Origin of the sequence: Brooklawnia propionicigenes, assembly GCF_030297015.1 — a bacterium.
Classification (GTDB): domain Bacteria; phylum Actinomycetota; class Actinomycetes; order Propionibacteriales; family Propionibacteriaceae; genus Brooklawnia; species Brooklawnia propionicigenes.
This window is the reverse complement of record NZ_AP028056.1, coordinates 2,392,278-2,414,106: the sequence shown is the minus strand read 5'-3', so window position 1 is coordinate 2,414,106 and position 21,829 is coordinate 2,392,278. Positions and strand designations below refer to the sequence as shown.

The window sequence follows — 21,829 nt, the reverse complement described above, 5'->3', positions numbered from 1 at the left end:
TAACCTCATGAGTTTATCCGCCCCGGTCCGGCCCTGCGCGGCAATGCAAAAACCGGCGGTACCCGCAGTGGGTACCGCCGGTCTCGGCGATCAGCAGGAGATCAGGCCTTGGCCTGGTCGTCAGCAGTCTCGGCCGCAGCCTCATCGGCGCTGTCGGCGACGACCTCGGCATCAGCCGCAGTCTCGATCTCGTCTGCAGCAGCCTGCGCGGCCTCGACCAGATCGGTGGCCGCGGCCTGTTCGGCAGCCGCGGCATCGTTGATGGCAGCAGCGACGTCCGCGGCGGCGGGAGCAGCCTTCTTGGCCGCCACCGGAGTGGTGATCAGTTCGATGACCGCCATCGGAGCGTTGTCGCCCTTGCGCGGACCGATCTTGGTGATGCGGGTGTAGCCACCCTCACGACCCTCCATGGCCGGCGCGATCTCGGCGAAGAGCTTGTGCAGCACGTCCGGGTTGGTGATCGTCTGGCGAACGATCCGGCGGTTGTGCAGATCACCGCGCTTGGCCTTGCTGATCAGTCGCTCAGCCAACGGCTGGACGCGACGGGCCCGGGTCTCGGTGGTGGTGATGCGGTCATGCTCGAACAGCTGGCTGGCCAGGTTGGCCAAGATGATCCGCTCGTGGGCAGGGCTGCCGCCGAGGCGGGGGCCCTTAGTTGGCTTGGGCATTATTCGTTCTCCAGGTAATTAGTGAGGGATCAGTACTGCTCGGTCTCGATGAACTCGTCGTCCTCGTCGCCATCGGCATCGACGAACTGGTCGGCGGCGGCCAGCGGATCGAAGCCGGGAGCGCTGTCCTTGAGCGCCAACCCGAGTTCGGCCAGCTTCTGCTTGACCTCGTCGATCGACTTCGAGCCGAAGTTGCGGATGTCGAGCAGGTCTTGTTCGCTGCGTCCGACCAGCTCACCCACGGTGTGGATGCCCTCGCGCTTGAGGCAGTTGTACGAGCGGACGGTCAGGTTGAGGTCCTCGACCGGCAGCTGCAGGTCCGCGGCCAGCTGCTCGTCCATCGGGCTCGGGCCGATCTCGATGCCCTCGGCCTCCGCGTTGAGCTCGCGTGCCAGTCCGAACAGCTCGACCAGGGTCTTACCGGCGCTGGCCACGGCGTCACGCGGGGTGATGGCGGGCTTGGTCTCGACATCGATGATCAGGCGATCGAAGTCGGTACGGGTCTCGACACGGGTGGCCTCGACCTTGTACGTCACCTTGGTGACCGGCGAGTAGATCGAGTCGACAGCGATGCGGCCGATCTCCGCGTCCGGGTTGTCGTTCTGAGCAGCCGAAACGTAGCCGCGGCCACGCTCGACGATGAGCTCCATCTCGATAACGCCCTTCTCGTTGAGCTCGGCGATGTGCAGCTCGGGGTTGAGCACCTCGACACCGGCCGGAGCGGCGATGTCAGCGGCGGTCACCGCGCCCGCACCCGACTTACGCAGGTACATGGCGACGGGCTCGTCGTTGTCGCTGGTCAACACCAGTCCCTTGAGGTTGAGGATGATCTCGGTGACATCCTCAACCACCCCGGGCAGGGTGCTGAACTCGTGCTGGTTGCCCTCGATCTTGATGCTGGTGACCGCTGCGCCCGGAATGGACGACAGCAGCGTCCGGCGCAACGAGTTGCCCAGTGTGTAACCGAAGCCCGGCTCCAGCGGCTCGATGACGAACCGTGAACGATTGTCGGCGACGACCTCTTCGACAAGGGTCGGGCGCTGTGCGATGAGCATGTGGTGTCCTTCCCGCGCCGCCCGCTATATGACGACGCGATCAGTGGGGCGCGGAACCGTTCCGCGCCCCGTTGGCAGTGCTTACTTCGAGTAGAGCTCGACGATGGCCTGCTCGTTGACGTCGATCACGATCTGCTCGCGGGTGGGCAGCTGGTGCACCAGGATCCGCATGCGGTTCGGCTTGACGGTCAACCAGCCCGGGATCTCGCGCTCGCCCCAGGTCTCGCGGGCAATAATGAACGGAGTCAGGTTGGCCGACTTGGGGGCCACGTCGACGATGTCGAGCGCGGTGACCCGGTAGCTCGGGATGGTGACGCGCTTGCCGTTGACCAGGAAGTGGCCATGGCTGACCATCTGGCGGGCCTGACGGCGGGTGGACGCGAAACCGGCGCGGTACACGACATTGTCGAGCCGCGATTCGAGGATCTGCAGCAGGGTGTCACCGGTCTTGCCGGGCAGCCGGTCGGCCTCCTGGTAGTAGCGGCGGAACTGCTTCTCCAGCACGCCGTACGCGTAGCGAGCCTTCTGCTTCTCCTTGAGCTGCAGCAGGTACTCGGAGTCCTTGGTCCGCCCGCGGCCGTGCTGGCCCGGCGGGTAGGGACGATGTTCGAAAGCCTTGTCGTTTCCGACCAGGTCAGTCCCGAGGCGACGGGACTTCTTGGTAATGGGTCCGGTGTAACGGGCCATGGTGTGTTAAGTCCTTTCTGAGGCTCGGATGATTAGACGCGACGGCGCTTCGGCGGGCGGCAGCCATTGTGCGGGGTCGGGGTGACATCCGAGATGGTGCCCACCTCGAGCCCGATCGCACCGAGCGAACGAATCGCGGTCTCACGTCCCGAGCCGGGACCCTTGACGAAAACATCAACACGCTTCATGCCGTGCTCCATCGCGCGCCGGCCGGCGGCCTCGGCAGCCATCTGAGCGGCGAACGGCGTCGACTTGCGCGAGCCCTTGAAGCCCACGGTGCCCGAGCTGGCCCACGAGATGACCGCACCATTGGCGTCGGTGATGGTGATGATGGTGTTGTTGAACGTGCTCTTGATGTGGGCCTGTCCGGTGACCACATTCTTCTTTTCCTTGCGCCGCACCTTCGTCTTGGCAGCGGCGCCCTTTCGGCCTGCAGTAGCCATAAGTCTGTTGTTCTCCTTGGCAGATGTCTGGGTGAGGGCTTACCCCGCGGGGTGGTCGGCGCTTCGCACCGCAACCCCCGGCGTGTGGGGTCAGCGAACCTTCTTCTTGCCCGCGACGGCCTTCTTCTTGCCCTTGCGGGTGCGGGCGTTGGTGCGAGTGCGCTGACCGCGGACGGGTAGGCCGCTGCGGTGACGACGGCCCTGGTAGGTGCCGATCTCGATCTTGCGGCGGATGTCCGCGGCAACCGAGCGCCGCAGGTCGCCTTCGACCTCGTAGTTCGCGTCCATGAAATCACGCAGCGCGACGAGTTGCTCGTCGGTGAGGTCCTTCACGCGGATGTCACCACTGATCCCAGTGGCTGCCAGGGTTTCGGCGGCACGGGTCTTGCCGATGCCGTAGATGTAGGTGAGTGCAACTTCCAGACGCTTCTCGCGCGGAAGGTCAACACCTTGGAGGCGTGCCATGTGGCGGTTACCTTTCGTTTCATTCGTCGCCGGCTCTTTCGGGGCCGGTCAACGCGAAGGTGTGTGGCGTGAGGCGTTCCCAGATCGCCTTGCCGAGAATCTTCCCGGGTCTGGGTCCCCGGCCTTCGTCCGGGGGTAGTCACTGGGCTCCGAAGAGTCAGGTTGCTCTCACGTTGCTGAGATATTCAGTTGTGGTCGTCTTGCGTCGGATCAGCCCTGACGCTGCTTGTGCCGCGGGTTGGTGCAAATCACCCGGACGACACCACGGCGACGAATCACCTTGCAGTTGTCGCAGATCCTCTTGACGCTCGGCTGAACCTTCATTCGAGCTTCTCCTTGTTATTTGTGGCGGTAGACGATGCGTCCACGGGTCAGATCGTACGGAGACAACTCGACCACCACCCGGTCCTGCGGAAGGATCCGAATGTAGTGCTGACGCATCTTGCCGCTGATGGTGGCAAGCACCTTGTGACCGTTGTCCAGCTCAACACGGAACATCGCGTTGGGTAGGGCTTCGACCACTGTTCCCTCGAGTTCGAGTGCTCCTTCTTTCTTCGCCATTCACTCCTGCTCTCTGCATGGTTGGACGCACGTCACCCGGCCCAACATGCTGAGGGCATGATGAACCCAATGACCGACGTCCTATGCTACTCTTCTGCGTCACGCCGCCCAAATCGGGGGTCCTGGGTGGGCGGCAGAATCGGCATTCCACCCCTAAGCTGTGCGCATGGCTTATTTCGCAGTGCAGTACGTCTACAGCAGTGACGCCGAACTGGTCGCCCGGGTGCGCCCCGAGCATCGCGTCTATCTCCGCTCGCTGGTCGAGGCGGGATCCCTCAAGGCTTCGGGCCCCTACGTCGGTGCAGATCGTGATTCCGCGCTGCTGATCTTTTCGGCCGACAATGTCGATCAGGTGCGGGCTCTGGTCGCCGATGACCCGATGTCGGTGAACGACGTCCTGGACTCGCTGACCATCACCGAGTGGAACCCCTTGCTGGGGGTTTTCGCGTCCTGATCGCCGCTGACGGGCCGGCTGTGGGTTCCGGCTGGGGACACCACTGCCGACGGCCGTCGGGGCACTGGCAGGGCCTTGAGGACGTGGCTAGAGCTCGTTGATCGTGACACCGCGGGCAGCGAGCTCGGCTCGTCCCCCGTCGGGCTCGGTGAGCACCCACAGCCCGTCCTCGGTGATCGCCACGGTGTTCTCCCAGTGGGCGGCCCACGAGCCGTCGTCGGTGACCGCTGTCCACTCGTCGTCCAGTTCGACCGTGCCGGCCGAACCGAGGGTGAAGATGGGTTCGATCGCCAGGCACATACCGGTGCTCAGGCGCGGACCGCGTCGAGGGTTGCCGTAGTTCGGCACATCCGGCGGCTGATGCATGGCCGAGCCGATGCCGTGCCCGGTGTACTCGCGCACGATGCCCAGCCGGCGTCCCGAATGGGTGGCCGATGCCTGGATGGCGGCACTGACATCGCCCACCCGCTTGGCGGACGCCACCGCCGCGATACCGTCCCACATGGCTTTGCGGGTGATCTCGACCAGGTCGGCGGCCTCGGGAGTGGTCCCGCCACCGACGATGAAGGTTCGTGCCGCGTCACCGTGCCAGCCGTTCAGGATCGCACCGAAATCCACCGAGACGATGTCACCCTCGGCGAGCCGGCGGTCGCCGGGGATGCCGTGCACGACCTCTTCGTCCACCGAGATGCACACGGTGGCCGGGTAGGGCGGGATACCGAAATCGGTGCCGTAGTTCAGGAACGAACTGGTGGCGCCGTGGTCGCCCAGCACCGTGCGGGCGACGGTGTCGAGGTCGGCGGTGCGGACACCGGGCCGCGCCGCCTCCCCCATGGCGATGAGTGCCTCTGCCACCACCAGACCGGCCTTGCGCATGGCTTGGATCTGTTCGGTGGTTTTGACCTCGATGCCGCGTAGATTCACCGTGCGTCAGCCACCCCGGACAGTGCGGCGAAGATCCGTTCGGAGACCTCGGCGATCTGGCCGTCGCCGTCGACCTCGATCAGCAGGCCGCGGTCGCGGTAGTCGTCGATCAACGGGCTGGTGTCCTGCTGGTAGACGTCCATGCGATGCCGGATGGTCTCCTCGGAGTCGTCGGCGCGTCCTTCGATCTGGGCGCGCTTCAGGAGACGCTGAATGAGCGCCTCAGTGTCGACGGTCAGCGACAGCACGGCGTCGAGCTGGTGACCGCGCTCGGCGAGGTAGTCGTCCAGCGCGCCGACCTGGTGCAGGGTGCGGGGGAAGCCGTCCAGCAGGAAGCCGGACTGCGCATCGTCCTGATCCAGCCGGTCGGCGACGATCTGCTCGGTGAGCTCGTCCGGAACATAATCACCGGCCGCCATGATCGCTTCCACCTTGAGGCCCAGCGGGGTCTTCTGCTTCACGTTCGCACGGAAGATGTCACCGGTCGAAATCGCCGGAATGCCGTAGTGGGTAGCGATGCTTGGGGCCTGGGTGCCTTTACCTGCGCCCGGAGCCCCCATAATGATCAGTCTCATTTGAGGAATCCTTCGTAATGTCGCTGGTGCAGCTGGCTCTCGATCTGCTTCACCGTGTCGAGGCCAACGCCCACCATAATGAGGAGGCTCGTCCCGCCGAACGGGAAGTTCTGATCAGCATTGAACAGCAGGATCGCCACCGATGGGATGAGCGAGATGATACCAAGGTAAAGAGCGCCTGGCGCGGTCAAACGCGAAAGCACGTAGGCCAGATAGTCTTCGGTGGGCTTGCCGGCGCGGATGCCCGGGATGAAGCCGCCGTACTTCTTCATGTTGTCGCTGATCTCGACGGGGTCGAACGTGATCGAGACATAGAAGTACGCGAAGAAAATGATCAGGACGAAGAAGATGAGGTTGTACCACAGCCCGGTACCGGTCGCCAGGTTGGTGGAGACCCATTCGGCGACCTTGCCGGTGGACGAGAACATGGTGAACAACACCGGTAGATACAGAATCGAGCTCGCGAAGATCACCGGGATGACACCGGCCTGGTTGACCTTCAGCGGGATGTAGGTGGACGACCCGCCCAGCAGCCGGTTGCCAACCATCCGCTTGGCGTACTGCACCGGGATCCGGCGCTGTGCCTGCTCGACGTAGACGACACCGGCCATCACCAGCAGACCGACCGCGATCACCAGCAGCATCACCAGCAGACCGCGGTTCGGGTCGTTCTGGCCGTTGCGGATGTTCCACATGGATGCCGGGAAACGCGCCGCGATCTGAGTGAAGATGATGACCGACATGCCGTTGCCGACGCCGCGGTCGGTGATCAGCTCGCCGAACCACATGATGATCGAGGTGCCTGCGGTCATGGTGAGGATCATCACCACGATCGGGAAGATGCCGTTCGAGTAGACGATGTCCAGGGCGCAGGTGGTGAACAGATTGCCGTTGACCGCCAGCATCGTGAACGAGGTGGCCTGCAGAACCGCCAGGACGATGGTCAGCCAGCGGGTGTACTGAGTGATCTTCTGCTGGCCCGAGCCGCCCTCCTTCTTCAGCGTCTCCAAGCGCGGAATGACCACGGTCAGCAGCTGCAGGATGATCGAACTCGTGATGTAGGGCATCACGCCGAGTGCGAAGATCGACAGGTGCAGCAACGCGCCGCCAGAGAACATGTTGATCATCGAGTAGACCCCGGCGGACTCGCCGGTGGTGGCGGCAGTCGCACAGCTGCGGATGGCGCTCGCGTTGACGTTCGGCGTCGGGATCGTGGAACCCAGCCGCAGCAGCACCAGGATGCCCAGCGTGAAGAGGATCTTCTTGCGAAGGTCCGGCGTCCGGAACGCATTGAGGAAGGCGGAGACCATCCGGTTCCCTCTTTCATTGACTCGATGATGGATCAGCTTGTCGGTGGACGAACAACGCACACACGGCACGCAAACTCTTGTAGCCTACCAAGCCGGGCACGCTATCCCCTACTCCGATCAGATCACGGTTCGGTCAGATCGCTGGCGCCACCTGTTGGCCGGCAGCAGATACGGCAAGACGGGCGACCCCGGATGGGATCGCCCGTCTCACTGAATCAACTGGAACCAGTCGGACCGCTCAGCAGGTCACCGCTCGGTGACGCTACCTCCGGCGGCCTCGATCTTCTGCTTGGCCGACGCCGAGAAAGCATCCGCGGTCACGTCGAGCTTCACGCTGACCTCACCGCTGCCCAGCACCTTGACCGGCTTGCCCGAACGGACTGCGCCGGCGGCAACCAGATCGTCCACGCTCACAGCTCCGCCTTCGGGGAACAGCTCGCCGAGCCGCGAAACGTTCACGACCTGGAAGCTCACCTTGAACGGGTTCTGGAAGCCACGCATCTTCGGGATGCGCATGTGCAGCGGCATCTGGCCACCCTCGAAGTTCTCGGGGATGTTCTTGCGTGCGCCGCTGCCCTTGGTGCCGCGGCCGGCAGTCTTGCCACCCTTGCCGCCCTCGCCACGACCGACGCGCTTGGCGTCGGTGTGTGCGCCGGGCGCGGGGCGCAGATGATGTACCTTCAGCGCCATTGTCAGTTCACCTCTTCTACTTCGACCAGGTGCCGCACGGCCTGGGCCATCCCGCGAATCTCGGGACGATCAGCGTGCACGACCTGGTCACCGATCTTGCGCAGCCCCAGCGCACGCAGGGTCTTGCGTGCAGCCGGCTTCTCGCCGATCCCGGACTTCACCTGGGTCACCTTCAGCTCAGGCATGCGCCGCCTCCTTACGAGCCCGGAGCAGAGCCGCCGGAGCGACCTCCTCAACCGACTTGCCGCGCCGCTTGGCAACCTGCTCCGGCTCCTCCAGCTGCTGGAGAGCCGCGACGGTGGCGTGCACCACGTTGATCGAGTTGGCCGAGCCGAGCGACTTGGCCAGCACGTCCTGAATGCCTGCGCATTCGAGGACCGCACGGGCCGAACCACCGGCGATCACACCGGTACCGGGCGAAGCCGGGCGCAGCATGACCACACCAGCGGCGCGCTCACCGATCACCGGATGCGGGATGGTGCGCTGCACCATCGGCACCTTGAAGAAGTGCTTCTTGGCCTCCTCGACGCCCTTGGCGATGGCCGCGGGCACCTCCTTGGCCTTGCCGTAGCCGACACCCACGGTGCCCTCGCCGTCGCCCACCACGACCAGCGCGGTGAAGCTGAAGCGCCGGCCACCCTGGACGACCTTGGCGACGCGGTTGATGGACACTACCCGCTCGAGGTACTGATCCTTCTTCTCACGATCGCTGTTCTGGTCACGGCCACGACGATCATCACGGCCGCGACGCTGGCCCTGGCGGCCAGTGCCGCGCTGGGTTTCACTCATCGCTCATCTACCTTTCGTCGTGTCTCAGAGTCCGAGGCCGGCTTCGCGGGCGGCATCCGCCAGCGCAGCAATCCGGCCGTGGTATTGGTGGCCTGCACGGTCGAAGACGACCTGCGTGACGCCGGCGTCCTTGGCACGCTGAGCGATCAGCTCGCCAACCTTGGCGGCCCGGGCCGACTTGTCGCCGGCCAGCGCGCGCAGCTCCGGCTCCATGGTGGACGCGGAAGCCAGCGTCTTGCCGGCAACATCGTCCACGACCTGAACCAGGGTGTGGCGGGCGCTCTTGGTGACCACCAGACGAGGACGCTCCGGGTAGCCGAAGATCTTCTTGCGGCCACGGGCGGCCCGGCGTCCGCGAGCAGCCGTCTTTGCGGCCTCGTGCTTGCTCGTACGCAGCGAGATAGCCATGATCACTTACCAGCCTTTCCAGCCTTGCGGCGCACGTGCTCGCCCTGATAGCGCACGCCCTTGCCCTTGTACGGCTCGGGCTTGCGAATCTTGCGAATGTTCGCGGCCACCTCGCCGACGACCTGCTTGTCGATGCCACGGATGTGGAACCGCTGCGGGGTCTCGACCTCGAAGGTGATGCCCTCGGGGGCGTCCACGATCACCGGATGGCTGAAGCCCAGGGCGAACTCGACCTGCTTCGGGGTCTTCTGGATCACGCGGTAGCCGACGCCGACAATCTCGAGCGTCCGCGAGTAGCCATCGGTGACACCGATGACCATGTTGTTCACCAGGGTGCGGGTCAGTCCGTGCAGTGCGCGCGAGTTGCGCTCATCGTCGGGACGAGCGACCACCAGCTGGCCTTCATCGTTCTTCTCAATAGTGATGGGGGCGGAGATCGTACGGCTCAAGGTGCCCTTCGGACCCTTGACTCGCACGTCGCGACCATCGATGGTCACCTCGACACCGGATGGGACGGTGATCGGGAGCTTGCCAATTCGTGACATGTCAGTTCCTCCTTCTCATCCTCGTCCGGTCACCAGACGTAGGCGAGGACTTCCCCGCCCACAGACTTCTGGTGTGCCTGCTTGTCGGTCATGAGGCCCTGGGAGGTCGAGATAATCGCGATTCCCATGCCACCCAGAACCTTGGGCAGGTCGTTCGACTTCGTGTAGACCCGCAGACCGGGCTTGCTGATGCGGCGCAGCCCCGCCAGGGAGCGGGTGCGATCCTCGCCGTACTTGAGGGTGATGGTCAGCGTCTTGCCAACCTCACCGTCAGCCGGCTCGGCCACCTGGTAGGACTCGATGTAGCCCTCCTGCTTGAGGATCTCGGCGATACGCACCTTGATCTTCGAGTGGGGCATGGTCGTCGAATCGTGGTAGGCCTGATTCGCGTTACGCAGCCGCGTCAGCATGTCTGCGATCGGGTCGGTCATCGTCATGGCTTATGAGCCTCTTTCTCGCAGCGGTTTCCCGGTGAGGGGACCTGCCGCGTCGGGATTGGGATCGGTGAGTAGCTCACCAGGAAGACTTGGTCACACCCGGCAGCGCGCCGGCATGGGCGAGCTCACGCAGGCAGATGCGGCACAGACCGAAGGTACGGTAAACCGACCTCGGCCGTCCGCAACGCTGGCAGCGGGTGTAGGCGCGCACCTTGAACTTCGGCTTGCGGGCCTGCTTGACCCGCAGAGCAGTCTTGGCCATCGCGGCCTCACTTCCTCTTCGCGGCGGCCTTGGCAGCCGACTTCGACTTGAACTGGATCTTCACGCCACGCTGGGCCTTGGCGTCATCGACAGCCTTGAACGGGAAGCCCAGATGCTTGAGCAGCGCCCGGCCCTCGCGATCGTTGGTGGCGGTGGTGACGAAGGTGATGTCCATACCGCGCAGGCGATCGATCTTGTCCTGATCGATCTCGTGGAACATGACCTGCTCGTTCAGACCGAAGGTGTAGTTGCCATTGCCATCGAACTGGTTGCCGTTCAACCCACGGAAGTCGCGGATCCGCGGCAGCGCGGTGGTCAGCAGCCGGTCGGCGAACTCCCACATGCGGTCGCCCCGCAGCGTGACGTGGCAGCCGATCGCCTGACCCTCACGCAGCTTGAACTGCGCGATGGACTTGCGGGCCTTGGTCACCTGCGGCTTCTGTCCGGTGATGGCGGTCAGATCGCGGATCGCTCCATCCAGGATCTTCGAATCGTGAGCAGCCTCGCCGACGCCCATGTTCACCACGATCTTGGTCAGACCGGGGATCTGCATCACGTTGGCGTACTTGAACTCTTCGTTCAGCGCGGGCACGATCTCTTCGCGATAGCGCTTCTTGAGGCGCGGGGTGGTCGCAGCGGACGCGCGGACCACCTCGGCCGGCTTCTCGACGGCTTCGGACTTGCGGGCCATCAGATCTCCTTCCCGGTCTTGCGGGCGATACGCACACCACGGGTGCGGGTGTACTCCGAGCCGTCGGAACGGGTCTTGGTGACCTCGACGCGCTGCGAACCTGCGCGGGTCAACACCTCGTTGCCGTCGGCATCCTTGGTCACCAGCTGCACGTTCGACGCATGAATCGGCGCCTCCGAGCTGATGACACCACCCTTGGTGGTACGCCCGGTATTCGGGTCGGCCTGATCGCGCACATGGCGCTTCATGATGTTCACGCCCTGAACCAGGACGCGGTTGGCGTCCGGGTAGACGGCCATGATCTCGCCGACCGCACCCTTGTCCTTGCCCGCGATGACCTTGACGCGGTCACCCTTCTTGAGCTTCACTCAGATCACCTCCGGGGCGAGCGACACGATGCGCATGAACTTCTTGTCGCGCAGTTCACGAGCGACCGGGCCGAAGATGCGGGTGCCGCGAGGCTCGCCGTCGTTCTTCAGGATGACAGCCGCATTCTCGTCGAACTTGATGTAGGAGCCGTCGGCGCGACGATGCTCCTTGGCGGTACGGACGATGACGGCCTTGACCACATCGCCCTTCTTGACGTTGCCGCCGGGGATGGCGTCCTTCACGGTGGCCACGATCGTGTCACCGAGACCGGCGTAGCGACGCTTCGAACCACCGAGCACACGGATGCACAAGATCTCCTTGGCACCAGTGTTGTCGGCGACTCGCAGTCGCGTCTCCTGCTGGATCATTTCTTCTCCTCCGCTCCACCGGTTCCCTGTTCAGAGGGCCTTGCGGAACTCGTTGGGTTGCCCTGGATTTTGCCAGGACGGTATTAGCGGGCCTTCTCGACGATCTCGATCAAGCGCCAGCGCTTGGTAGCCGACAGCGGACGAGTCTCCATGACGCGCACGCGGTCACCCACGCCGGCCTGGTTGTCCTCGTCGTGGGCCTTCAGCTTGGTGGTCTGGCTCAGGACCTTGCCGTACAGCGGGTGCTTCACGCGATCAGCGACCGCGACCACGATGGTCTTGTCCATCTTGTCGGACACCACGACGCCCTCGCGGACCTTGCGTCCGGCGCGCCGGGGTTCGGTGTTCGTCTCGCTCATGCTTCGTCAGCCTTCTGATCTGGGTCTTCGATGATGCCGAGGTTGCGTTCCTGCAGCACCGTGTAGATGCGGGCGATGTCCTTGCGAACCTCACGCAGCCGAGCGGTGGAACTCAGCTGACCGGTGGCCGACTGGAAGCGCAGGTTGAACAGCTCTTCCTTCAGTGCCAGAACCTGGTCGTTGAGCTCCTTGCCGGACAGACCGCGCAACTCGACGGCGTTGAGTGCCTTGGTGTCAGCCATGGTCAGTTCACCTCTTCGCGCTTGATGAAGCGGGCTTTGAAGGGCAGTTTGTGAATGGCGAGGCGCATGGCTTCACGAGCCACATCCTCGGTAACACCGGACAGCTCGAAAAGCACGCGTCCGGGCTTGATATTGGCGACCCAGAACTCCGGAGAGCCCTTGCCCGAACCCATCCGGGACTCGGCCGGGTGCTTGGTCAGCGGACGATCGGGGAAGACGTTGATCCAGACCTTGCCACCACGCTTGATGTGACGGGTCATCGCAATACGCGCGGCCTCGATCTGCCGGTTGGTCAGGTAGGACGACTCCAGCGACTGAATGCCGTAGTCGCCGAAGGCCAGCTGAGTGCCACCCTTGGCCAGACCGTCGCGGTGCGGGCGGTGCTGCTTGCGGTGCTTCACTCGACGAGGAATCAGCATGCTCAGGCTCCTGCGTTCTCGGTAGCGGGGGCGCTGGCAGCGCCCTGGTCAGCTGCGGCGGGAGCCTCGCTGCGAGCCTCTTCGGCCCGATTGCGGCGTCCACCACGATCACCACGGTCGCGGCCCTCGCCGCGTCCGGGACGACGGTTCGACCGCTGACCACGTGACGGAGCGGCCTGACGGGCCGCCTTCTGGGCGGCGCGCTCGGCGCGGGTGCCGATCACATCGCCCTTGTAGATCCAGACCTTCACGCCGATGCGGCCGAAGGTGGTCTTGGCCTCGTAGAAGCCGTAGTCGATATCGGCGCGCAGGGTGTGCAGCGGCACACGGCCGTCGCGGTAGCCCTCGGAGCGGCTCATTTCGGCGCCACCCAGACGACCGGAGCACTTCACGCGGATGCCCTGGGCACCGGCGCGCATGGCGGTCTGCTGGGCCTTGCGCATCGCGCGGCGGAAGGCCACGCGGGCGCCGAGCTGCTCGGCGATGCCCTGGGCGACCAGCTGGGCGTCGGTCTCGGGGTTGCGCACCTCGAGGATGTTCAGCTGGACCTGCTTGCCGGTCATCTTCTCCAGCGCTGCACGAACCCGCTCGGCCTCGGCACCGTTACGGCCGATGACGATGCCCGGACGAGCAGCGTGCAGGAAGATGGTGACGCGCTCGGAGCGACGCTCGATCTCGATCTTGCTGATACCGGCGCGCTCCAGCGAGCTCGTCAGGTACTTGCGGATCTTGTCGTCCTCGCCCACGAACTCGGCGTACTGCTTGTCGGCATACCAGCGAGCGGTGTGGTCTGTGGTCACACCCAGGCGGAAGCCGATCGGGTTGATCTTCTGTCCCATGCTCAGGCCTCCTTCTTGGTGTTGGCGGCCTCGGCGGCCTTGGGCTCGACCACCACGGTGATGTGGCTGGCGCGCTTGTAGATGCGGCTTGCCGAACCCTTGGCGCGTGGCCGGATGCGGCGCATGGTCACGCCCTCGTCGACGAACGCCTGTGAAACGTACAGGTCGTCCGCGCGCAGGGACTCGGTGTTCTCGGCGTTGGCGACCGCGGAGGCGACCACCTTGTAGACCGGCTCGCTGGCCGCCTGCGGGGCGAACCGCAGCGTGGCCAGGGCATCGTTGACGTCCATCCCGCGCACCAGGTCGACCACTCGGCGGACCTTCGTCGGGCTCATCCGCACGTGACGCGCGATGGCATACGAGCCAGGCCGATCGCCGAGCAGGGCAAGGCGACGGCTGGGTCGCTCGTTGTTGTTGCTCATTGTCGAATCAGTTCCTTGTCTCCCCAGGCGTCAGCGCCGACGGCTCTTCTTGTCGTCCTTCACATGGCCGCGGAAAGTACGCGTGGGGGCGAACTCTCCGAGCTTGTGACCGATCATGGCCTCGGTGATGAACACCGGCACATGCTTGCGACCGTCATGCACCGCGATGGTGTGACCGAGCATGTCGGGCACGATCATCGAGCGTCGCGACCAAGTCTTGATGACGTTCTTGGTGCCCTTCTCGTTCTGGGCATCGACCTTCTTGGCCAGGTGCTCGTCGACGAAGGGACCCTTCTTAAGGCTGCGTGGCATTACCTAAACTCCCTGTCAGCGCTTCTTGCCGGTCTTGCGGCGACGGACGATCAACTTGCTACTGGCCTTCTTCTTGCTACGGGTGCGGCCTTCCGGCTTGCCCCAAGGTGACACCGGATGACGACCACCGGAGGTACGGCCCTCGCCACCACCGTGCGGGTGGTCGTGCGGGTTCATCACAACACCGCGGACAGTCGGACGGACGCCCTTCCAGCGCATCCGGCCGGCCTTGCCCCAGTTGATGTTGGACTGCTCGGCGTTGCCGACTGCACCGATCGTGGCGCGGCAGCGCACGTCGACCATCCGCATCTCGCCCGAAGGCATCCGCAGCGTGGCGTGCTTGCCCTCGCGGGCCACCAGCTGAATGGCCACACCGGCCGAGCGGCCCATCTTGGCTCCGCCGCCGGGACGCAACTCCACGGCGTGCACCGTGGTGCCGACCGGGATGTTGCGCAGCGGCAGGTTGTTGCCGGGCTTGATATCGGCCTCGACGCCCGAGACGACCACGGCACCTTGTGCCAAGCCCGCCGGAGCGATGATGTAACGCTTCTCGCCGTCCGCGTAGTGCAGCAGCGCGATGCGGGCGGTACGGTTCGGGTCGTACTCGATGTGAGCGACCTTGGCCGGCACGCCGTCCTTGTCGTAACGCTTGAAATCGATCAGGCGGTAAGCCTGCTTGTGACCGCCACCGATGTGACGCGTCGTGATGCGACCCTGGTTGTTGCGTCCACCGGTCTTCGTCTTGGGGGCCACCAGCGACTTCTCAGGAGTCGAGCGGGTGACTTCGGCGAAGTCGGAGACGCTCGCACCACGGCGACCGGGAGTGGTCGGCTTGTACTTGCGAATTGCCATCTGTCTCGTCGTCCTTGTTGTCGTCAGGCCGTCGGGCCCTGGAAGATGTCGATCCGGTCGCCAGGCGCAACGCTGATGATCGCACGCTTGGTGTTGGCGCGACGACCGAGCCCGTAACGGGTGCGGCGCGTCTTGCCCTGCCGGTTGATCGTGTTGACCGACAGCACCTTGACCCCGAAGATCTGCTCAACGGCGATCTTGATCTGGGTCTTGTTGGCGCGGGGGTCAACGATGAACGTGTACTTGTTCTCGTCGAGCAGGCCGTAGCTCTTCTCGGAGACGACCGGCGCGATCAGAATGTCGCGCGGATCGCTGATCTTGACGTCGCTCACTTCTCATCCTCCTGCGCCGCGGCCTCGGACTCCGTGGCCACAGCCTTGACCGACTTGCCCTTGGCAGGACCGGCAACGAAAGCCTCGAGCGCGGCGGTGGTGAACACCACGGCATCCGAAACGACCACGTCGTAGGCGTTCAGCTGATCAACAGCCAGCACATGAACACCCGGCAGATTGCGCAGGCTCAGCCAGCTGGTCTCGTCCTTGCGGTCGAGCACCACCAGGTAGCGGGTGAAATCGCCGACCGCAGCAAGCCGGATGGCGGCCTGGCGGGTCGAGGGGGTATCGCCGATGCCGAACTGGTCGACGACGAAGACCAGACCCTCGCGGGCACGATCGCTCAGCGCACCGCGCAACGCGGCCTGAATCATCTTCTTGGGGGTCCGCTGCGCGTAGCTGCGCGGCTGCGGGCCGTGCACGACGCCGCCACCGGTCCACTGCGGCGCGCGCCGCGAACCCTGACGGGCGCGACCGGTGCCCTTCTGGCGCCACGGCTTGGCGCCGCCGCCGCGAACCTCACCACGCGTCTTGGTGGCGTGCGTGCCCTGACGAGCCGCCGCCTGCTGAGCAACCACCACCTGGTGGATCAGCGGCACATTCGTCGTCGCATCGAATAGTTCAGCGGGCAGCTCGGCCGAACCGGCCTGCTTTCCGTCGGCGCCGACGACGTCAACCTTCAACGTCTCGCTCACTTGGCATCACCCTTCTTGGCTGCGGTGCGGACGACCACGAGCGAACCCTTGTTGCCCGGGACAGCACCGGTGACCAGCAGCAGACCCTTTTCCGGGTCGACCGCATGCACGGTCAGATTCTGGACAGTGGCCTGAGAAGCACCCATGCGACCCGCCATGCGCATGCCCTTGAAGACCTTGCCTGGGGTCGAGCAGCCGCCGATGGAACCCGGCGAGCGGTGCTTGCGGTGCACACCGTGGCTGGCGCGCAGGCCCTTGAAGCCGTGGCGCTTGACGACACCTGCGGTGCCCTTGCCCTTGGTGATGCCGGTCACGTCAACAACGTCGCCACCAGCGAAGACATCGGCGGTGATCTCCTGGCCGATGGTGTACTCGGTGGCATCGGCGGTACGCAGCTCCACCAGATGCTTGCGGGGAGTGACACCCGCCTTCTCGAACTGGCCGGCCTGCGGTTTGGTCACCGACTTGGCGCGAACCGCACCGAAACCGAGCTGAACAGCGGAGTAGCCATCAATCTCGGGGGTACGCACCTGGGTAACCACGCATGGGCCCGCCTGAATGACGGTCACCGGGACGATGTGGTTGTTCTCGTCCCAGAGCTGGGTCATGCCGAGCTTGTAGCCCGCCAGGCCCTTGGATTTACGTTCAGTAGTCATGTCGATCGACCTCACGGGAGCTTGATCTCGATGTCGACACCAGCCGGCAGGTCGAGACGCATCAGCGAATCCACCGTCTTGGGGGTCGGGTCGAGGATGTCGATGAGCCGCTTGTGGGTACGCATCTCAAAGTGCTCGCGGCTGTCCTTGTACTTGTGCGGCGAGCGAATAACACACCACACGTTCTTCTCGGTCGGCAACGGCACTGGGCCGGCGACCTTGGCACCCGTCCGGGTGACGGTGTCGACGATCTTGCGCGCCGACGAGTCAATGACCTCATGGTCATAGGCCCGAAGCCTGATGCGGATCTTTTGTCCCGCCACGGTTGTTCCTTCTACTCGTCCCTGCCGGAATCCGGACCCGGAAATGGCCCAAATCCCGCCCAACATCGCTTGTCAATGCCGTATTGCTCGACCCCCGTGGTCGGGCGTGTCGCACATGGTTCACCGCACTACCCACAAGCCCTCTGTTCAGATGCTTGCCAGCCCGCAACGTTCACCCCGAAGGACGAGCGCCGACGCAGTGGGCACTGCCCACGTCCAGCTGGTGCGGCTCCCCCGGCGGCCACACGCCAACCATTGGAAGCCTGCGCTCCAGAACCCCTGTCTGCCCGCACGGCCTCAGCAGTTCGTCTGCTTGATCCGCGGCGCGCACACAACGGCCCCAAAGGAGCAACCTGTAAATCATCGCACGCCGGAGGGGGTGGTTTCAAATCGGGCTACCGTTTGCACCCCTCCAACTTGGGTCGGATTATCCGCAAGGCCTGCAGACAGCCCGACCCGCGAGCAGCGCGGAGGCTCACAGTGCAGCGCTCAGACGCCGGATCCGCGCCAGGCTGGCGTCCTTGCCGAGAATCTCCATCGATTCGAACAGCGGCGGCGAGACCTGCTCGCCGGTGATCGCCACCCGGATCGGCGCGAAGGCGAACTTCGGCTTGAGCTCCATACCCCCGACCAGTGCAGTACTGAGCGCCTCGTGGATCAGCTCGGCATTCCACTGCTCCAGCTGCCCCAAGACGTCGGCGGCCACCGACAGCACCTCGCCGGCGTTGTCCTTCAGCTTCGCCACCGCCGCGGGATTGATGGTCAGCTCATCGTCGGCGACGAACAGGAACTGCAGTTTGGGCAGCGCTTCGGCGAGGGTGACCAGCCGCTCCGAGATCAGCGGCGTCGCGGCGAGCACGATATCGCGACCTTTCGGCGGTACCTCGCTCCACTGTCCCGATTCGAGCGCGTAGGCGATGATCCGGTCGGCCAGCTGCTCGGTCGGCAGCGCGCGGATGTAGACACCGTTCAGCCAATCCAGCTTCTTGACGTCGAAGATCGGCCCGACCGTGCTGACCTTGTCCCAGTCGAAACCGTCCACGAACTCCTCGAAGCTGGAGACCTCCTGCTCACCGGCTGCCGGCGGATATGCGAGCAGCTGGAGGAAATTGCGCAGCGCCTCGGGCAGATAGCCCTGTTCGCGGAACCACATCAGCCGGGCGGCCGGGTTCTTGCGCTTGGAGATCTTCGATTTGTCGGTATTGCGCAGCAGTGGCATGTGCGCGAACTGGGGAGCGTCCCAGCCGAGCCATGAGTACAGCAGCAGATGCTTGGGGGTCGAGCTGATCCACTCCTCGCCGCGCACCACCGTAGTGATGTCCATCAGGTGATCGTCCACCACGACCGCCAGGTGGTAGGTCGGGAAACCATCGGCCTTCAAGATGACCTGATCGTCGGGACGCGGGGCCTTCACTTCGCCACGGATCAGATCCTGAAAGCTCAACGGCACATCGTCGGGAATCAGCATCCGGACGACCGGTGTCTCGCTGAAGCCGGGCAACTCGGCGCGCTCCTCGCGGGTCATGCCCAGGCAGAGCCGGTCGTAGCCGGTATCGGACTGCTTGCTGGCCTGCTGCTCGGCACGCATCTGCGCCAGCCGCTCACCCGAGCACCAGCAGTAGTAGGCGTGGCCGTCCTCGATCAGCTGGTCGACGAACGGACGATAGGTGTCCAGGCGCTGGGACTGCTTGTAGGGCGCGTGCGGGCCACCGACCTCGGGGCTCTCGTCCGCCTCCAGACCGAGCCAACGCAGCGAATCGTAGATCTGCTGTTCCGAGCCCTCCACCAGACGGTTGCGGTCGGTGTCTTCGATGCGCAGGACGAACTGTCCGCCGGTCTTGCGCGACCAGGCCTTGTCGAACAACGCCATATAGGCGGTGCCGACGTGGGGATCGCCGGTGGGACTGGGAGCAACACGGGTTCGGGCTGGTGCGGTCACGTCGCCCCATCCTAGCGTCCGGCTCTCGTCGTGCCGATCGCACATTCGTTAACGGCGACTGAGAGTTCGGCCGCCGATCGGCCGATAGCGCCCCAAAACGCCTCGGGGGCGACCTCGCGACCGCTACCGTGTTTGCATGCGAGTCCATGACGTACTGAAGCGTAAAGGCCACGACGTGGTCGTGGTCTCACCGGATGCCACTGTGGCGGAGTTGCTGCAGTTGCTGGTCGAGCACCGCATCGGGTCTGTGGTGGTGGTCGACGATGGGCGGCCCATCGGGCTGGTCGCCGAGAGGGACATCGTGATCGCTCTGGCCGGCGCGAACGACGATGTCCGCTCTCATCAGGTCAAGGAGGTGATGGAGACAGACCTACACGTCGCCTCGCTCAACGATGACACTGCCGATTTGGCCGCCGTCATGACGCAGTTCCGCATTCGCCATCTGCCTGTGGTGGACGAGTCCGGTAGATTGCTCGCAATCGTCAGCATCGGCGACGTCGTCAAGGCCCGCCTCGACACGCTCACCGATGAGCGAGATCACCTCATCAACTACGTTCAGCAGTAAACCCATCGGCAATTCGATCCTTGAGGGCGTCCGGTCAACCGGGCGCCCTCGCCTATTCGACCACGACGAGTCGGGGCCCGCCGCCGGTCAGCTCGGGGTGATGAGATGCCACAGCAGCCACAGGCTCCACACCAAGGCTGCCAGCAGCATCACCAGCGTTGCGGCGATCAGGCTGATTGCACTGACCAGGTAGACGACCGAGCGCTGTGTGGTGCGCTGTCGGTCGTTGACGGCCGCCTCGAGCAGCCGCAGGTTCTTCCGGTTGGCGCGGTGCGCCACGTCGAGCAGATCGCCCACTCCGGGCACCAGGCCGAGCAGCACATCGATGCCGAGATTCAGTCCCATCCGCGCCAGCACCGGTATCGGCACGCGGTTGCGTACCGCGTCCGCCATGACCGCGCTGGCCACTACCGTCGTTCCCGCATCACCGATGCCGGGGATCAGACCCACCAGAGCGTCGAGTCCGACGCCGACCTGGGTGCCGGGCACCCTGAACAGGTCGTCAAGAATCAGGGTGAGCGTCCGGCTGGTCGCCGAGATACCAGGAACCGGCTCAAGGACCGCGTCCGGCTCCACGGTGGGCAGCTCGACAACCGCGTCCGGTTCGATGGCCGGCGCGCTGCGCTCGCCAGAAGCGCCGGACCCCTCGTCCGGTGCCGATGGCGGCGGCTGAAGCCAAGCTGGTGGCTGCGGCATGCCGCAAGTGTAGGAGCAGATCAGGCTGTGGCGTAGGGCAGCCAGACGCTCGACCAGCCGATGATCGGCTCACCCCACGACGAGGACGGCGTGTACAGCGAGATCATGCCCACTCCCCCGTTGGCCGCGCCGTTGCTGTAGATCATCCCGTCCCCGGCATACATGGCGACGTGGCCGTACGGATTTCCGGCCGGGGTGCCGTCGTAGAAGACCAGCGCACCCACCGGGATGTTCGACATGTCGTAGCGCATCTGGCCGGCCGCCTCGATCATCCCGGCCGCAGCAGCGGCACTGTTGACCCCCGAACTGGAGTAGCCGTAGAAGGCCGCCACCAGAGCCAGGCACATGTTGCCGTAGTTCATGTTGCCGATCATGGAACGCGCCTGCGCGATGGCCTGGTCGACGCTGAACGGCGGGATCTGGCCGGACGCGATGTTCGCCGTGACCCACGAGGTCTGCGCAGTCACCCAACTCGCGGCCGCTGCCTGAGCAGCTGATGCCGCCGCAGCGGCCGCGGCATCGTTGCGCGCCTGGATCTGTGCGGCAAGGCCGGATGCCCGGCTGCGCAGTTCTTCATTGGTGGTCAGCGCGGCATTGAGCACCTGCTGAGCGGCATCGAGCGCCGACTGGTTGGCCGATACCTTCGCCGCCACCTCGTTGGCGGCGTTCAATGCCGCCAGCGACAACTGTTGAGTCTGCTCGAACTGGGCGACAGCGGCGTCCCTGGCAGCCTTGGCAGCCGTCTCGGCCGCGGCCATCGCGTCCCGCCGCTTCTGCAGTTCCTCCAGCGCCGCGTTCAGGGCGTTGAGTTCGTGCTGCACGGTATTGACCGTGTTGTTCGTCCATTGCAGCCGGTTGTTGATGTCACCGGTGCCCATATTGGTGAAGAACAGCCCGATGCCCTGCAGTGACCTGCCCTGCTGGGCCTCCTGCTGGGCCGCCAGGCCGACCCGCTTGTGCTGCTCGTCGACCGCGGTCTGGGCGGTGTCGACATCGGCCTGGGCCTGAGTGAGGTTGTCGACCGCGGTCTGCAACGCGATGGACGCGTCGGTGGCCTGCTGCTGGGCGGCTGCTTCTGCCGACTGCGCGGCGGCCAGCGCGGCCTGTGCGTTCGCCAGTTCGGTCTGCGACTGCTGGAGAACGGCATTGGCCGCGTCGAGCTGCGACTGGCCACCTCCGATGTCGGTCTGCGAAGCGTCGATCTGGTTCTGAACCTGGGCGTACTGGTCGTCCAGCTCGTCAGCCTGGACGGTGGCTGCAGCTGGCCCGAGCAACAGCGCGACGGCAAGCCCGACAGTGGCAAGGACCTCGCCGATGCGCTGCCTGCTGCACCGCAGTGACCGAACAGCCGTATTCGAGTTGCGGGGAAGGTCCCGAATCACGTTGTCCTGCTTTCTGTTGTGTGCGCGGTTGACGTTCCGACACCGCTCCGCCGAACCTAGGGCAACTCGAAGATGATCTCCACGAGACACACCCG

Annotated in this window: 36 protein-coding genes; 2 read left to right on the top strand and 34 right to left on the bottom strand. The window is 64.8% G+C overall.

Annotated features, from left to right (window positions below; genetic code table 11):
- Positions 1-101: 101 nt before the first annotated feature.
- From rplQ to infA, 7 genes are all read right to left on the bottom strand, one after another.
- Entirely contained in the window at positions 102-668 is a 567-nt protein-coding gene (gene rplQ, locus QUE25_RS11075) for a 50S ribosomal protein L17 (RefSeq protein WP_286264969.1), read from the bottom strand.
- A 29-nt stretch (positions 669-697) separates the two neighbouring features.
- Positions 698-1,723 (bottom strand): DNA-directed RNA polymerase subunit alpha, encoded by a 1,026-nt coding sequence (locus QUE25_RS11070; RefSeq protein WP_286264967.1) that lies wholly within the window; start codon positions 1,721-1,723, stop codon positions 698-700.
- Positions 1,724-1,804: 81 nt separating this feature from the next.
- Positions 1,805-2,410 (bottom strand): 30S ribosomal protein S4, encoded by a 606-nt coding sequence (gene rpsD / locus QUE25_RS11065; RefSeq protein WP_286264965.1) that lies wholly within the window; start codon positions 2,408-2,410, stop codon positions 1,805-1,807.
- A 32-nt stretch (positions 2,411-2,442) separates the two neighbouring features.
- Positions 2,443-2,853: a 30S ribosomal protein S11 gene (rpsK, locus tag QUE25_RS11060; protein ID WP_286264963.1), complete on the bottom strand. Its 411-nt coding sequence runs from the start codon at positions 2,851-2,853 to the stop codon at positions 2,443-2,445.
- 90 nt (positions 2,854-2,943) lie between these two features.
- Positions 2,944-3,318, bottom strand: coding sequence for a 30S ribosomal protein S13 (rpsM, locus tag QUE25_RS11055; RefSeq protein ID WP_286264961.1), 375 nt, complete (start codon positions 3,316-3,318; stop codon positions 2,944-2,946).
- Positions 3,319-3,528: 210 nt separating this feature from the next.
- Positions 3,529-3,642: a 50S ribosomal protein L36 gene (gene rpmJ / locus QUE25_RS11050; protein WP_286026074.1), complete on the bottom strand. Its 114-nt coding sequence runs from the start codon at positions 3,640-3,642 to the stop codon at positions 3,529-3,531.
- Between the two features lie 15 nt (positions 3,643-3,657).
- Positions 3,658-3,879: a translation initiation factor IF-1 gene (gene infA, locus QUE25_RS11045; RefSeq protein ID WP_286026073.1), complete on the bottom strand. Its 222-nt coding sequence runs from the start codon at positions 3,877-3,879 to the stop codon at positions 3,658-3,660.
- 166 nt (positions 3,880-4,045) lie between these two features.
- On the opposite strand from infA, the gene QUE25_RS11040 reads away from it, so the two are divergent.
- Positions 4,046-4,333, top strand: coding sequence for a YciI family protein (locus QUE25_RS11040; RefSeq protein ID WP_286264955.1), 288 nt, complete (start codon positions 4,046-4,048; stop codon positions 4,331-4,333).
- An 87-nt stretch (positions 4,334-4,420) separates the two neighbouring features.
- On the opposite strand, the gene map is transcribed toward QUE25_RS11040, so the two are convergent.
- From map to gltX, 25 genes are all read right to left on the bottom strand, one after another.
- Positions 4,421-5,257: a type I methionyl aminopeptidase gene (gene map / locus QUE25_RS11035; protein ID WP_286264953.1), complete on the bottom strand. Its 837-nt coding sequence runs from the start codon at positions 5,255-5,257 to the stop codon at positions 4,421-4,423.
- On the bottom strand, positions 5,254-5,832 hold the full coding sequence (locus QUE25_RS11030) for an adenylate kinase (RefSeq protein WP_286264951.1): 579 nt from the start codon (positions 5,830-5,832) through the stop codon (positions 5,254-5,256). Before QUE25_RS11030 ends, map begins: the two co-directional genes overlap by 4 nt.
- Complete coding sequence (gene secY / locus QUE25_RS11025) at positions 5,829-7,142, bottom strand: preprotein translocase subunit SecY (RefSeq protein WP_286264949.1); 1,314 nt, start codon at positions 7,140-7,142, stop codon at positions 5,829-5,831. Before secY ends, QUE25_RS11030 begins: the two co-directional genes overlap by 4 nt.
- A 246-nt stretch (positions 7,143-7,388) precedes the next feature.
- Positions 7,389-7,832 (bottom strand): 50S ribosomal protein L15, encoded by a 444-nt coding sequence (gene rplO, locus QUE25_RS11020; protein ID WP_286264947.1) that lies wholly within the window; start codon positions 7,830-7,832, stop codon positions 7,389-7,391.
- 2 nt (positions 7,833-7,834) lie between these two features.
- Positions 7,835-8,017, bottom strand: a complete 183-nt coding sequence (gene rpmD / locus QUE25_RS11015; RefSeq protein ID WP_286264945.1) for a 50S ribosomal protein L30 — start codon at positions 8,015-8,017, stop codon at positions 7,835-7,837.
- The gene (rpsE, locus tag QUE25_RS11010; RefSeq protein ID WP_286264944.1) at positions 8,010-8,621 is read right to left on the bottom strand and encodes a 30S ribosomal protein S5; all 612 of its coding nucleotides are present in this window, start codon (positions 8,619-8,621) and stop codon (positions 8,010-8,012) included. The genes rpmD and rpsE overlap by 8 nt, the downstream gene beginning before the upstream one ends.
- 24 nt (positions 8,622-8,645) lie before the next feature.
- Complete coding sequence (rplR, locus tag QUE25_RS11005; protein WP_286264941.1) at positions 8,646-9,029, bottom strand: 50S ribosomal protein L18; 384 nt, start codon at positions 9,027-9,029, stop codon at positions 8,646-8,648.
- A 2-nt stretch (positions 9,030-9,031) separates the two neighbouring features.
- Positions 9,032-9,574, bottom strand: coding sequence for a 50S ribosomal protein L6 (rplF, locus tag QUE25_RS11000; RefSeq protein ID WP_286264939.1), 543 nt, complete (start codon positions 9,572-9,574; stop codon positions 9,032-9,034).
- Positions 9,575-9,603: 29 nt separating this feature from the next.
- Positions 9,604-10,011, bottom strand: a complete 408-nt coding sequence (gene rpsH / locus QUE25_RS10995) for a 30S ribosomal protein S8 (RefSeq protein WP_286264938.1) — start codon at positions 10,009-10,011, stop codon at positions 9,604-9,606.
- Between the two features lie 76 nt (positions 10,012-10,087).
- A complete protein-coding gene (locus QUE25_RS10990) occupies positions 10,088-10,273 on the bottom strand; it encodes a type Z 30S ribosomal protein S14 (RefSeq protein ID WP_286264935.1) in 186 nt (61 codons plus the stop codon).
- Between the two features lie 7 nt (positions 10,274-10,280).
- Entirely contained in the window at positions 10,281-10,964 is a 684-nt protein-coding gene (gene rplE, locus QUE25_RS10985) for a 50S ribosomal protein L5 (protein WP_286264933.1), read from the bottom strand.
- Positions 10,964-11,332 carry a 50S ribosomal protein L24 gene (rplX, locus tag QUE25_RS10980; RefSeq protein ID WP_286264931.1) on the bottom strand — a complete coding sequence of 123 codons (369 nt, stop codon included), beginning with the start codon at positions 11,330-11,332 and terminating at the stop codon, positions 10,964-10,966. The genes rplE and rplX overlap by 1 nt, the downstream gene beginning before the upstream one ends.
- The gene (rplN, locus tag QUE25_RS10975) at positions 11,333-11,701 is read right to left on the bottom strand and encodes a 50S ribosomal protein L14 (RefSeq protein ID WP_286264929.1); all 369 of its coding nucleotides are present in this window, start codon (positions 11,699-11,701) and stop codon (positions 11,333-11,335) included. It abuts the gene before it with no gap.
- An 83-nt stretch (positions 11,702-11,784) separates the two neighbouring features.
- On the bottom strand, positions 11,785-12,060 hold the full coding sequence (gene rpsQ, locus QUE25_RS10970; RefSeq protein WP_286264926.1) for a 30S ribosomal protein S17: 276 nt from the start codon (positions 12,058-12,060) through the stop codon (positions 11,785-11,787).
- Positions 12,057-12,302: a 50S ribosomal protein L29 gene (gene rpmC / locus QUE25_RS10965; RefSeq protein WP_286264924.1), complete on the bottom strand. Its 246-nt coding sequence runs from the start codon at positions 12,300-12,302 to the stop codon at positions 12,057-12,059. Before rpmC ends, rpsQ begins: the two co-directional genes overlap by 4 nt.
- Before the next feature lie 2 nt (positions 12,303-12,304).
- Entirely contained in the window at positions 12,305-12,721 is a 417-nt protein-coding gene (gene rplP / locus QUE25_RS10960; protein ID WP_286264922.1) for a 50S ribosomal protein L16, read from the bottom strand.
- A gap of 2 nt (positions 12,722-12,723) precedes the next feature.
- Positions 12,724-13,560 (bottom strand): 30S ribosomal protein S3, encoded by an 837-nt coding sequence (gene rpsC, locus QUE25_RS10955; RefSeq protein WP_286264921.1) that lies wholly within the window; start codon positions 13,558-13,560, stop codon positions 12,724-12,726.
- A gap of 2 nt (positions 13,561-13,562) precedes the next feature.
- Entirely contained in the window at positions 13,563-13,982 is a 420-nt protein-coding gene (gene rplV / locus QUE25_RS10950) for a 50S ribosomal protein L22 (RefSeq protein ID WP_286264919.1), read from the bottom strand.
- Positions 13,983-14,012: 30 nt separating this feature from the next.
- Entirely contained in the window at positions 14,013-14,294 is a 282-nt protein-coding gene (gene rpsS / locus QUE25_RS10945; protein ID WP_286264918.1) for a 30S ribosomal protein S19, read from the bottom strand.
- Positions 14,295-14,309: 15 nt separating this feature from the next.
- Positions 14,310-15,146 carry a 50S ribosomal protein L2 gene (gene rplB / locus QUE25_RS10940; protein ID WP_286264916.1) on the bottom strand — a complete coding sequence of 279 codons (837 nt, stop codon included), beginning with the start codon at positions 15,144-15,146 and terminating at the stop codon, positions 14,310-14,312.
- 23 nt (positions 15,147-15,169) lie between these two features.
- On the bottom strand, positions 15,170-15,478 hold the full coding sequence (gene rplW, locus QUE25_RS10935) for a 50S ribosomal protein L23 (protein WP_286264915.1): 309 nt from the start codon (positions 15,476-15,478) through the stop codon (positions 15,170-15,172).
- A complete protein-coding gene (gene rplD / locus QUE25_RS10930) occupies positions 15,475-16,173 on the bottom strand; it encodes a 50S ribosomal protein L4 (protein WP_286264913.1) in 699 nt (232 codons plus the stop codon). Before rplD ends, rplW begins: the two co-directional genes overlap by 4 nt.
- Positions 16,170-16,829, bottom strand: a complete 660-nt coding sequence (gene rplC, locus QUE25_RS10925) for a 50S ribosomal protein L3 (RefSeq protein WP_286264911.1) — start codon at positions 16,827-16,829, stop codon at positions 16,170-16,172. The genes rplD and rplC overlap by 4 nt, the downstream gene beginning before the upstream one ends.
- 11 nt (positions 16,830-16,840) lie before the next feature.
- A complete protein-coding gene (rpsJ, locus tag QUE25_RS10920) occupies positions 16,841-17,152 on the bottom strand; it encodes a 30S ribosomal protein S10 (RefSeq protein ID WP_016668002.1) in 312 nt (103 codons plus the stop codon).
- 475 nt (positions 17,153-17,627) lie between these two features.
- Positions 17,628-19,136 carry a glutamate--tRNA ligase gene (gene gltX / locus QUE25_RS10915; protein ID WP_425332712.1) on the bottom strand — a complete coding sequence of 503 codons (1,509 nt, stop codon included), beginning with the start codon at positions 19,134-19,136 and terminating at the stop codon, positions 17,628-17,630.
- A gap of 91 nt (positions 19,137-19,227) precedes the next feature.
- On the opposite strand from gltX, the gene QUE25_RS10910 reads away from it, so the two are divergent.
- Positions 19,228-19,656: a CBS domain-containing protein gene (locus tag QUE25_RS10910; protein WP_286264892.1), complete on the top strand. Its 429-nt coding sequence runs from the start codon at positions 19,228-19,230 to the stop codon at positions 19,654-19,656.
- Between the two features lie 87 nt (positions 19,657-19,743).
- Here QUE25_RS10910 and QUE25_RS10905 read toward each other — a convergent pair whose 3' ends face one another.
- Complete coding sequence (locus QUE25_RS10905; RefSeq protein WP_286264890.1) at positions 19,744-20,352, bottom strand: DUF4112 domain-containing protein; 609 nt, start codon at positions 20,350-20,352, stop codon at positions 19,744-19,746.
- Positions 20,353-20,372: 20 nt separating this feature from the next.
- Positions 20,373-21,734, bottom strand: coding sequence for a coiled-coil domain-containing protein (locus QUE25_RS10900; protein ID WP_286264889.1), 1,362 nt, complete (start codon positions 21,732-21,734; stop codon positions 20,373-20,375).
- Positions 21,735-21,829 lie beyond the last annotated feature (95 nt).

What these genes read in the sequence shown, in the direction of transcription:
- rplN (WP_286264929.1), bottom strand. Translation starts at nt 11,701, where the DNA reads ATGATCCAGCAGGAGACGCGACTGCGAGTCGCCGACAACACTGGTGCC.
- rplQ (WP_286264969.1), bottom strand. Translation starts at nt 668, where the DNA reads ATGCCCAAGCCAACTAAGGGCCCCCGCCTCGGCGGCAGCCCTGCCCAC.
- rplE (WP_286264933.1), bottom strand. Translation starts at nt 10,964, where the DNA reads ATGGCCCGCAAGTCCGAAGCCGTCGAGAAGCCGGCCGAGGTGGTCCGC.
- QUE25_RS11070 (WP_286264967.1), bottom strand. Translation starts at nt 1,723, where the DNA reads ATGCTCATCGCACAGCGCCCGACCCTTGTCGAAGAGGTCGTCGCCGAC.
- QUE25_RS10990 (WP_286264935.1), bottom strand. Translation starts at nt 10,273, where the DNA reads ATGGCCAAGACTGCTCTGCGGGTCAAGCAGGCCCGCAAGCCGAAGTTC.
- rpmD (WP_286264945.1), bottom strand. Translation starts at nt 8,017, where the DNA reads ATGCCTGAGCTGAAGGTGACCCAGGTGAAGTCCGGGATCGGCGAGAAG.
- rpsM (WP_286264961.1), bottom strand. Translation starts at nt 3,318, where the DNA reads ATGGCACGCCTCCAAGGTGTTGACCTTCCGCGCGAGAAGCGTCTGGAA.
- rplR (WP_286264941.1), bottom strand. Translation starts at nt 9,029, where the DNA reads ATGGCTATCTCGCTGCGTACGAGCAAGCACGAGGCCGCAAAGACGGCT.
- QUE25_RS11040 (WP_286264955.1), top strand. Translation starts at nt 4,046, where the DNA reads ATGGCTTATTTCGCAGTGCAGTACGTCTACAGCAGTGACGCCGAACTG.
- gltX (WP_425332712.1), bottom strand. Translation starts at nt 19,136, where the DNA reads ATGTGCGATCGGCACGACGAGAGCCGGACGCTAGGATGGGGCGACGTG.
- rpsK (WP_286264963.1), bottom strand. Translation starts at nt 2,853, where the DNA reads ATGGCTACTGCAGGCCGAAAGGGCGCCGCTGCCAAGACGAAGGTGCGG.
- rpsC (WP_286264921.1), bottom strand. Translation starts at nt 13,560, where the DNA reads ATGGGACAGAAGATCAACCCGATCGGCTTCCGCCTGGGTGTGACCACA.
- QUE25_RS10905 (WP_286264890.1), bottom strand. Translation starts at nt 20,352, where the DNA reads ATGCCGCAGCCACCAGCTTGGCTTCAGCCGCCGCCATCGGCACCGGAC.
- rplC (WP_286264911.1), bottom strand. Translation starts at nt 16,829, where the DNA reads ATGACTACTGAACGTAAATCCAAGGGCCTGGCGGGCTACAAGCTCGGC.
- rplP (WP_286264922.1), bottom strand. Translation starts at nt 12,721, where the DNA reads ATGCTGATTCCTCGTCGAGTGAAGCACCGCAAGCAGCACCGCCCGCAC.
- rplO (WP_286264947.1), bottom strand. Translation starts at nt 7,832, where the DNA reads ATGGCGCTGAAGGTACATCATCTGCGCCCCGCGCCCGGCGCACACACC.
- rplF (WP_286264939.1), bottom strand. Translation starts at nt 9,574, where the DNA reads ATGTCACGAATTGGCAAGCTCCCGATCACCGTCCCATCCGGTGTCGAG.
- rplV (WP_286264919.1), bottom strand. Translation starts at nt 13,982, where the DNA reads ATGAGCAACAACAACGAGCGACCCAGCCGTCGCCTTGCCCTGCTCGGC.
- rpsH (WP_286264938.1), bottom strand. Translation starts at nt 10,011, where the DNA reads ATGACGATGACCGACCCGATCGCAGACATGCTGACGCGGCTGCGTAAC.
- rplB (WP_286264916.1), bottom strand. Translation starts at nt 15,146, where the DNA reads ATGGCAATTCGCAAGTACAAGCCGACCACTCCCGGTCGCCGTGGTGCG.
- rpsS (WP_286264918.1), bottom strand. Translation starts at nt 14,294, where the DNA reads ATGCCACGCAGCCTTAAGAAGGGTCCCTTCGTCGACGAGCACCTGGCC.
- rpsE (WP_286264944.1), bottom strand. Translation starts at nt 8,621, where the DNA reads ATGAGTGAAACCCAGCGCGGCACTGGCCGCCAGGGCCAGCGTCGCGGC.
- rpsQ (WP_286264926.1), bottom strand. Translation starts at nt 12,060, where the DNA reads ATGAGCGAGACGAACACCGAACCCCGGCGCGCCGGACGCAAGGTCCGC.
- rpmC (WP_286264924.1), bottom strand. Translation starts at nt 12,302, where the DNA reads ATGGCTGACACCAAGGCACTCAACGCCGTCGAGTTGCGCGGTCTGTCC.
- secY (WP_286264949.1), bottom strand. Translation starts at nt 7,142, where the DNA reads ATGGTCTCCGCCTTCCTCAATGCGTTCCGGACGCCGGACCTTCGCAAG.
- QUE25_RS10910 (WP_286264892.1), top strand. Translation starts at nt 19,228, where the DNA reads ATGCGAGTCCATGACGTACTGAAGCGTAAAGGCCACGACGTGGTCGTG.
- QUE25_RS11030 (WP_286264951.1), bottom strand. Translation starts at nt 5,832, where the DNA reads ATGAGACTGATCATTATGGGGGCTCCGGGCGCAGGTAAAGGCACCCAG.
- infA (WP_286026073.1), bottom strand. Translation starts at nt 3,879, where the DNA reads ATGGCGAAGAAAGAAGGAGCACTCGAACTCGAGGGAACAGTGGTCGAA.
- rpsD (WP_286264965.1), bottom strand. Translation starts at nt 2,410, where the DNA reads ATGGCCCGTTACACCGGACCCATTACCAAGAAGTCCCGTCGCCTCGGG.
- rpmJ (WP_286026074.1), bottom strand. Translation starts at nt 3,642, where the DNA reads ATGAAGGTTCAGCCGAGCGTCAAGAGGATCTGCGACAACTGCAAGGTG.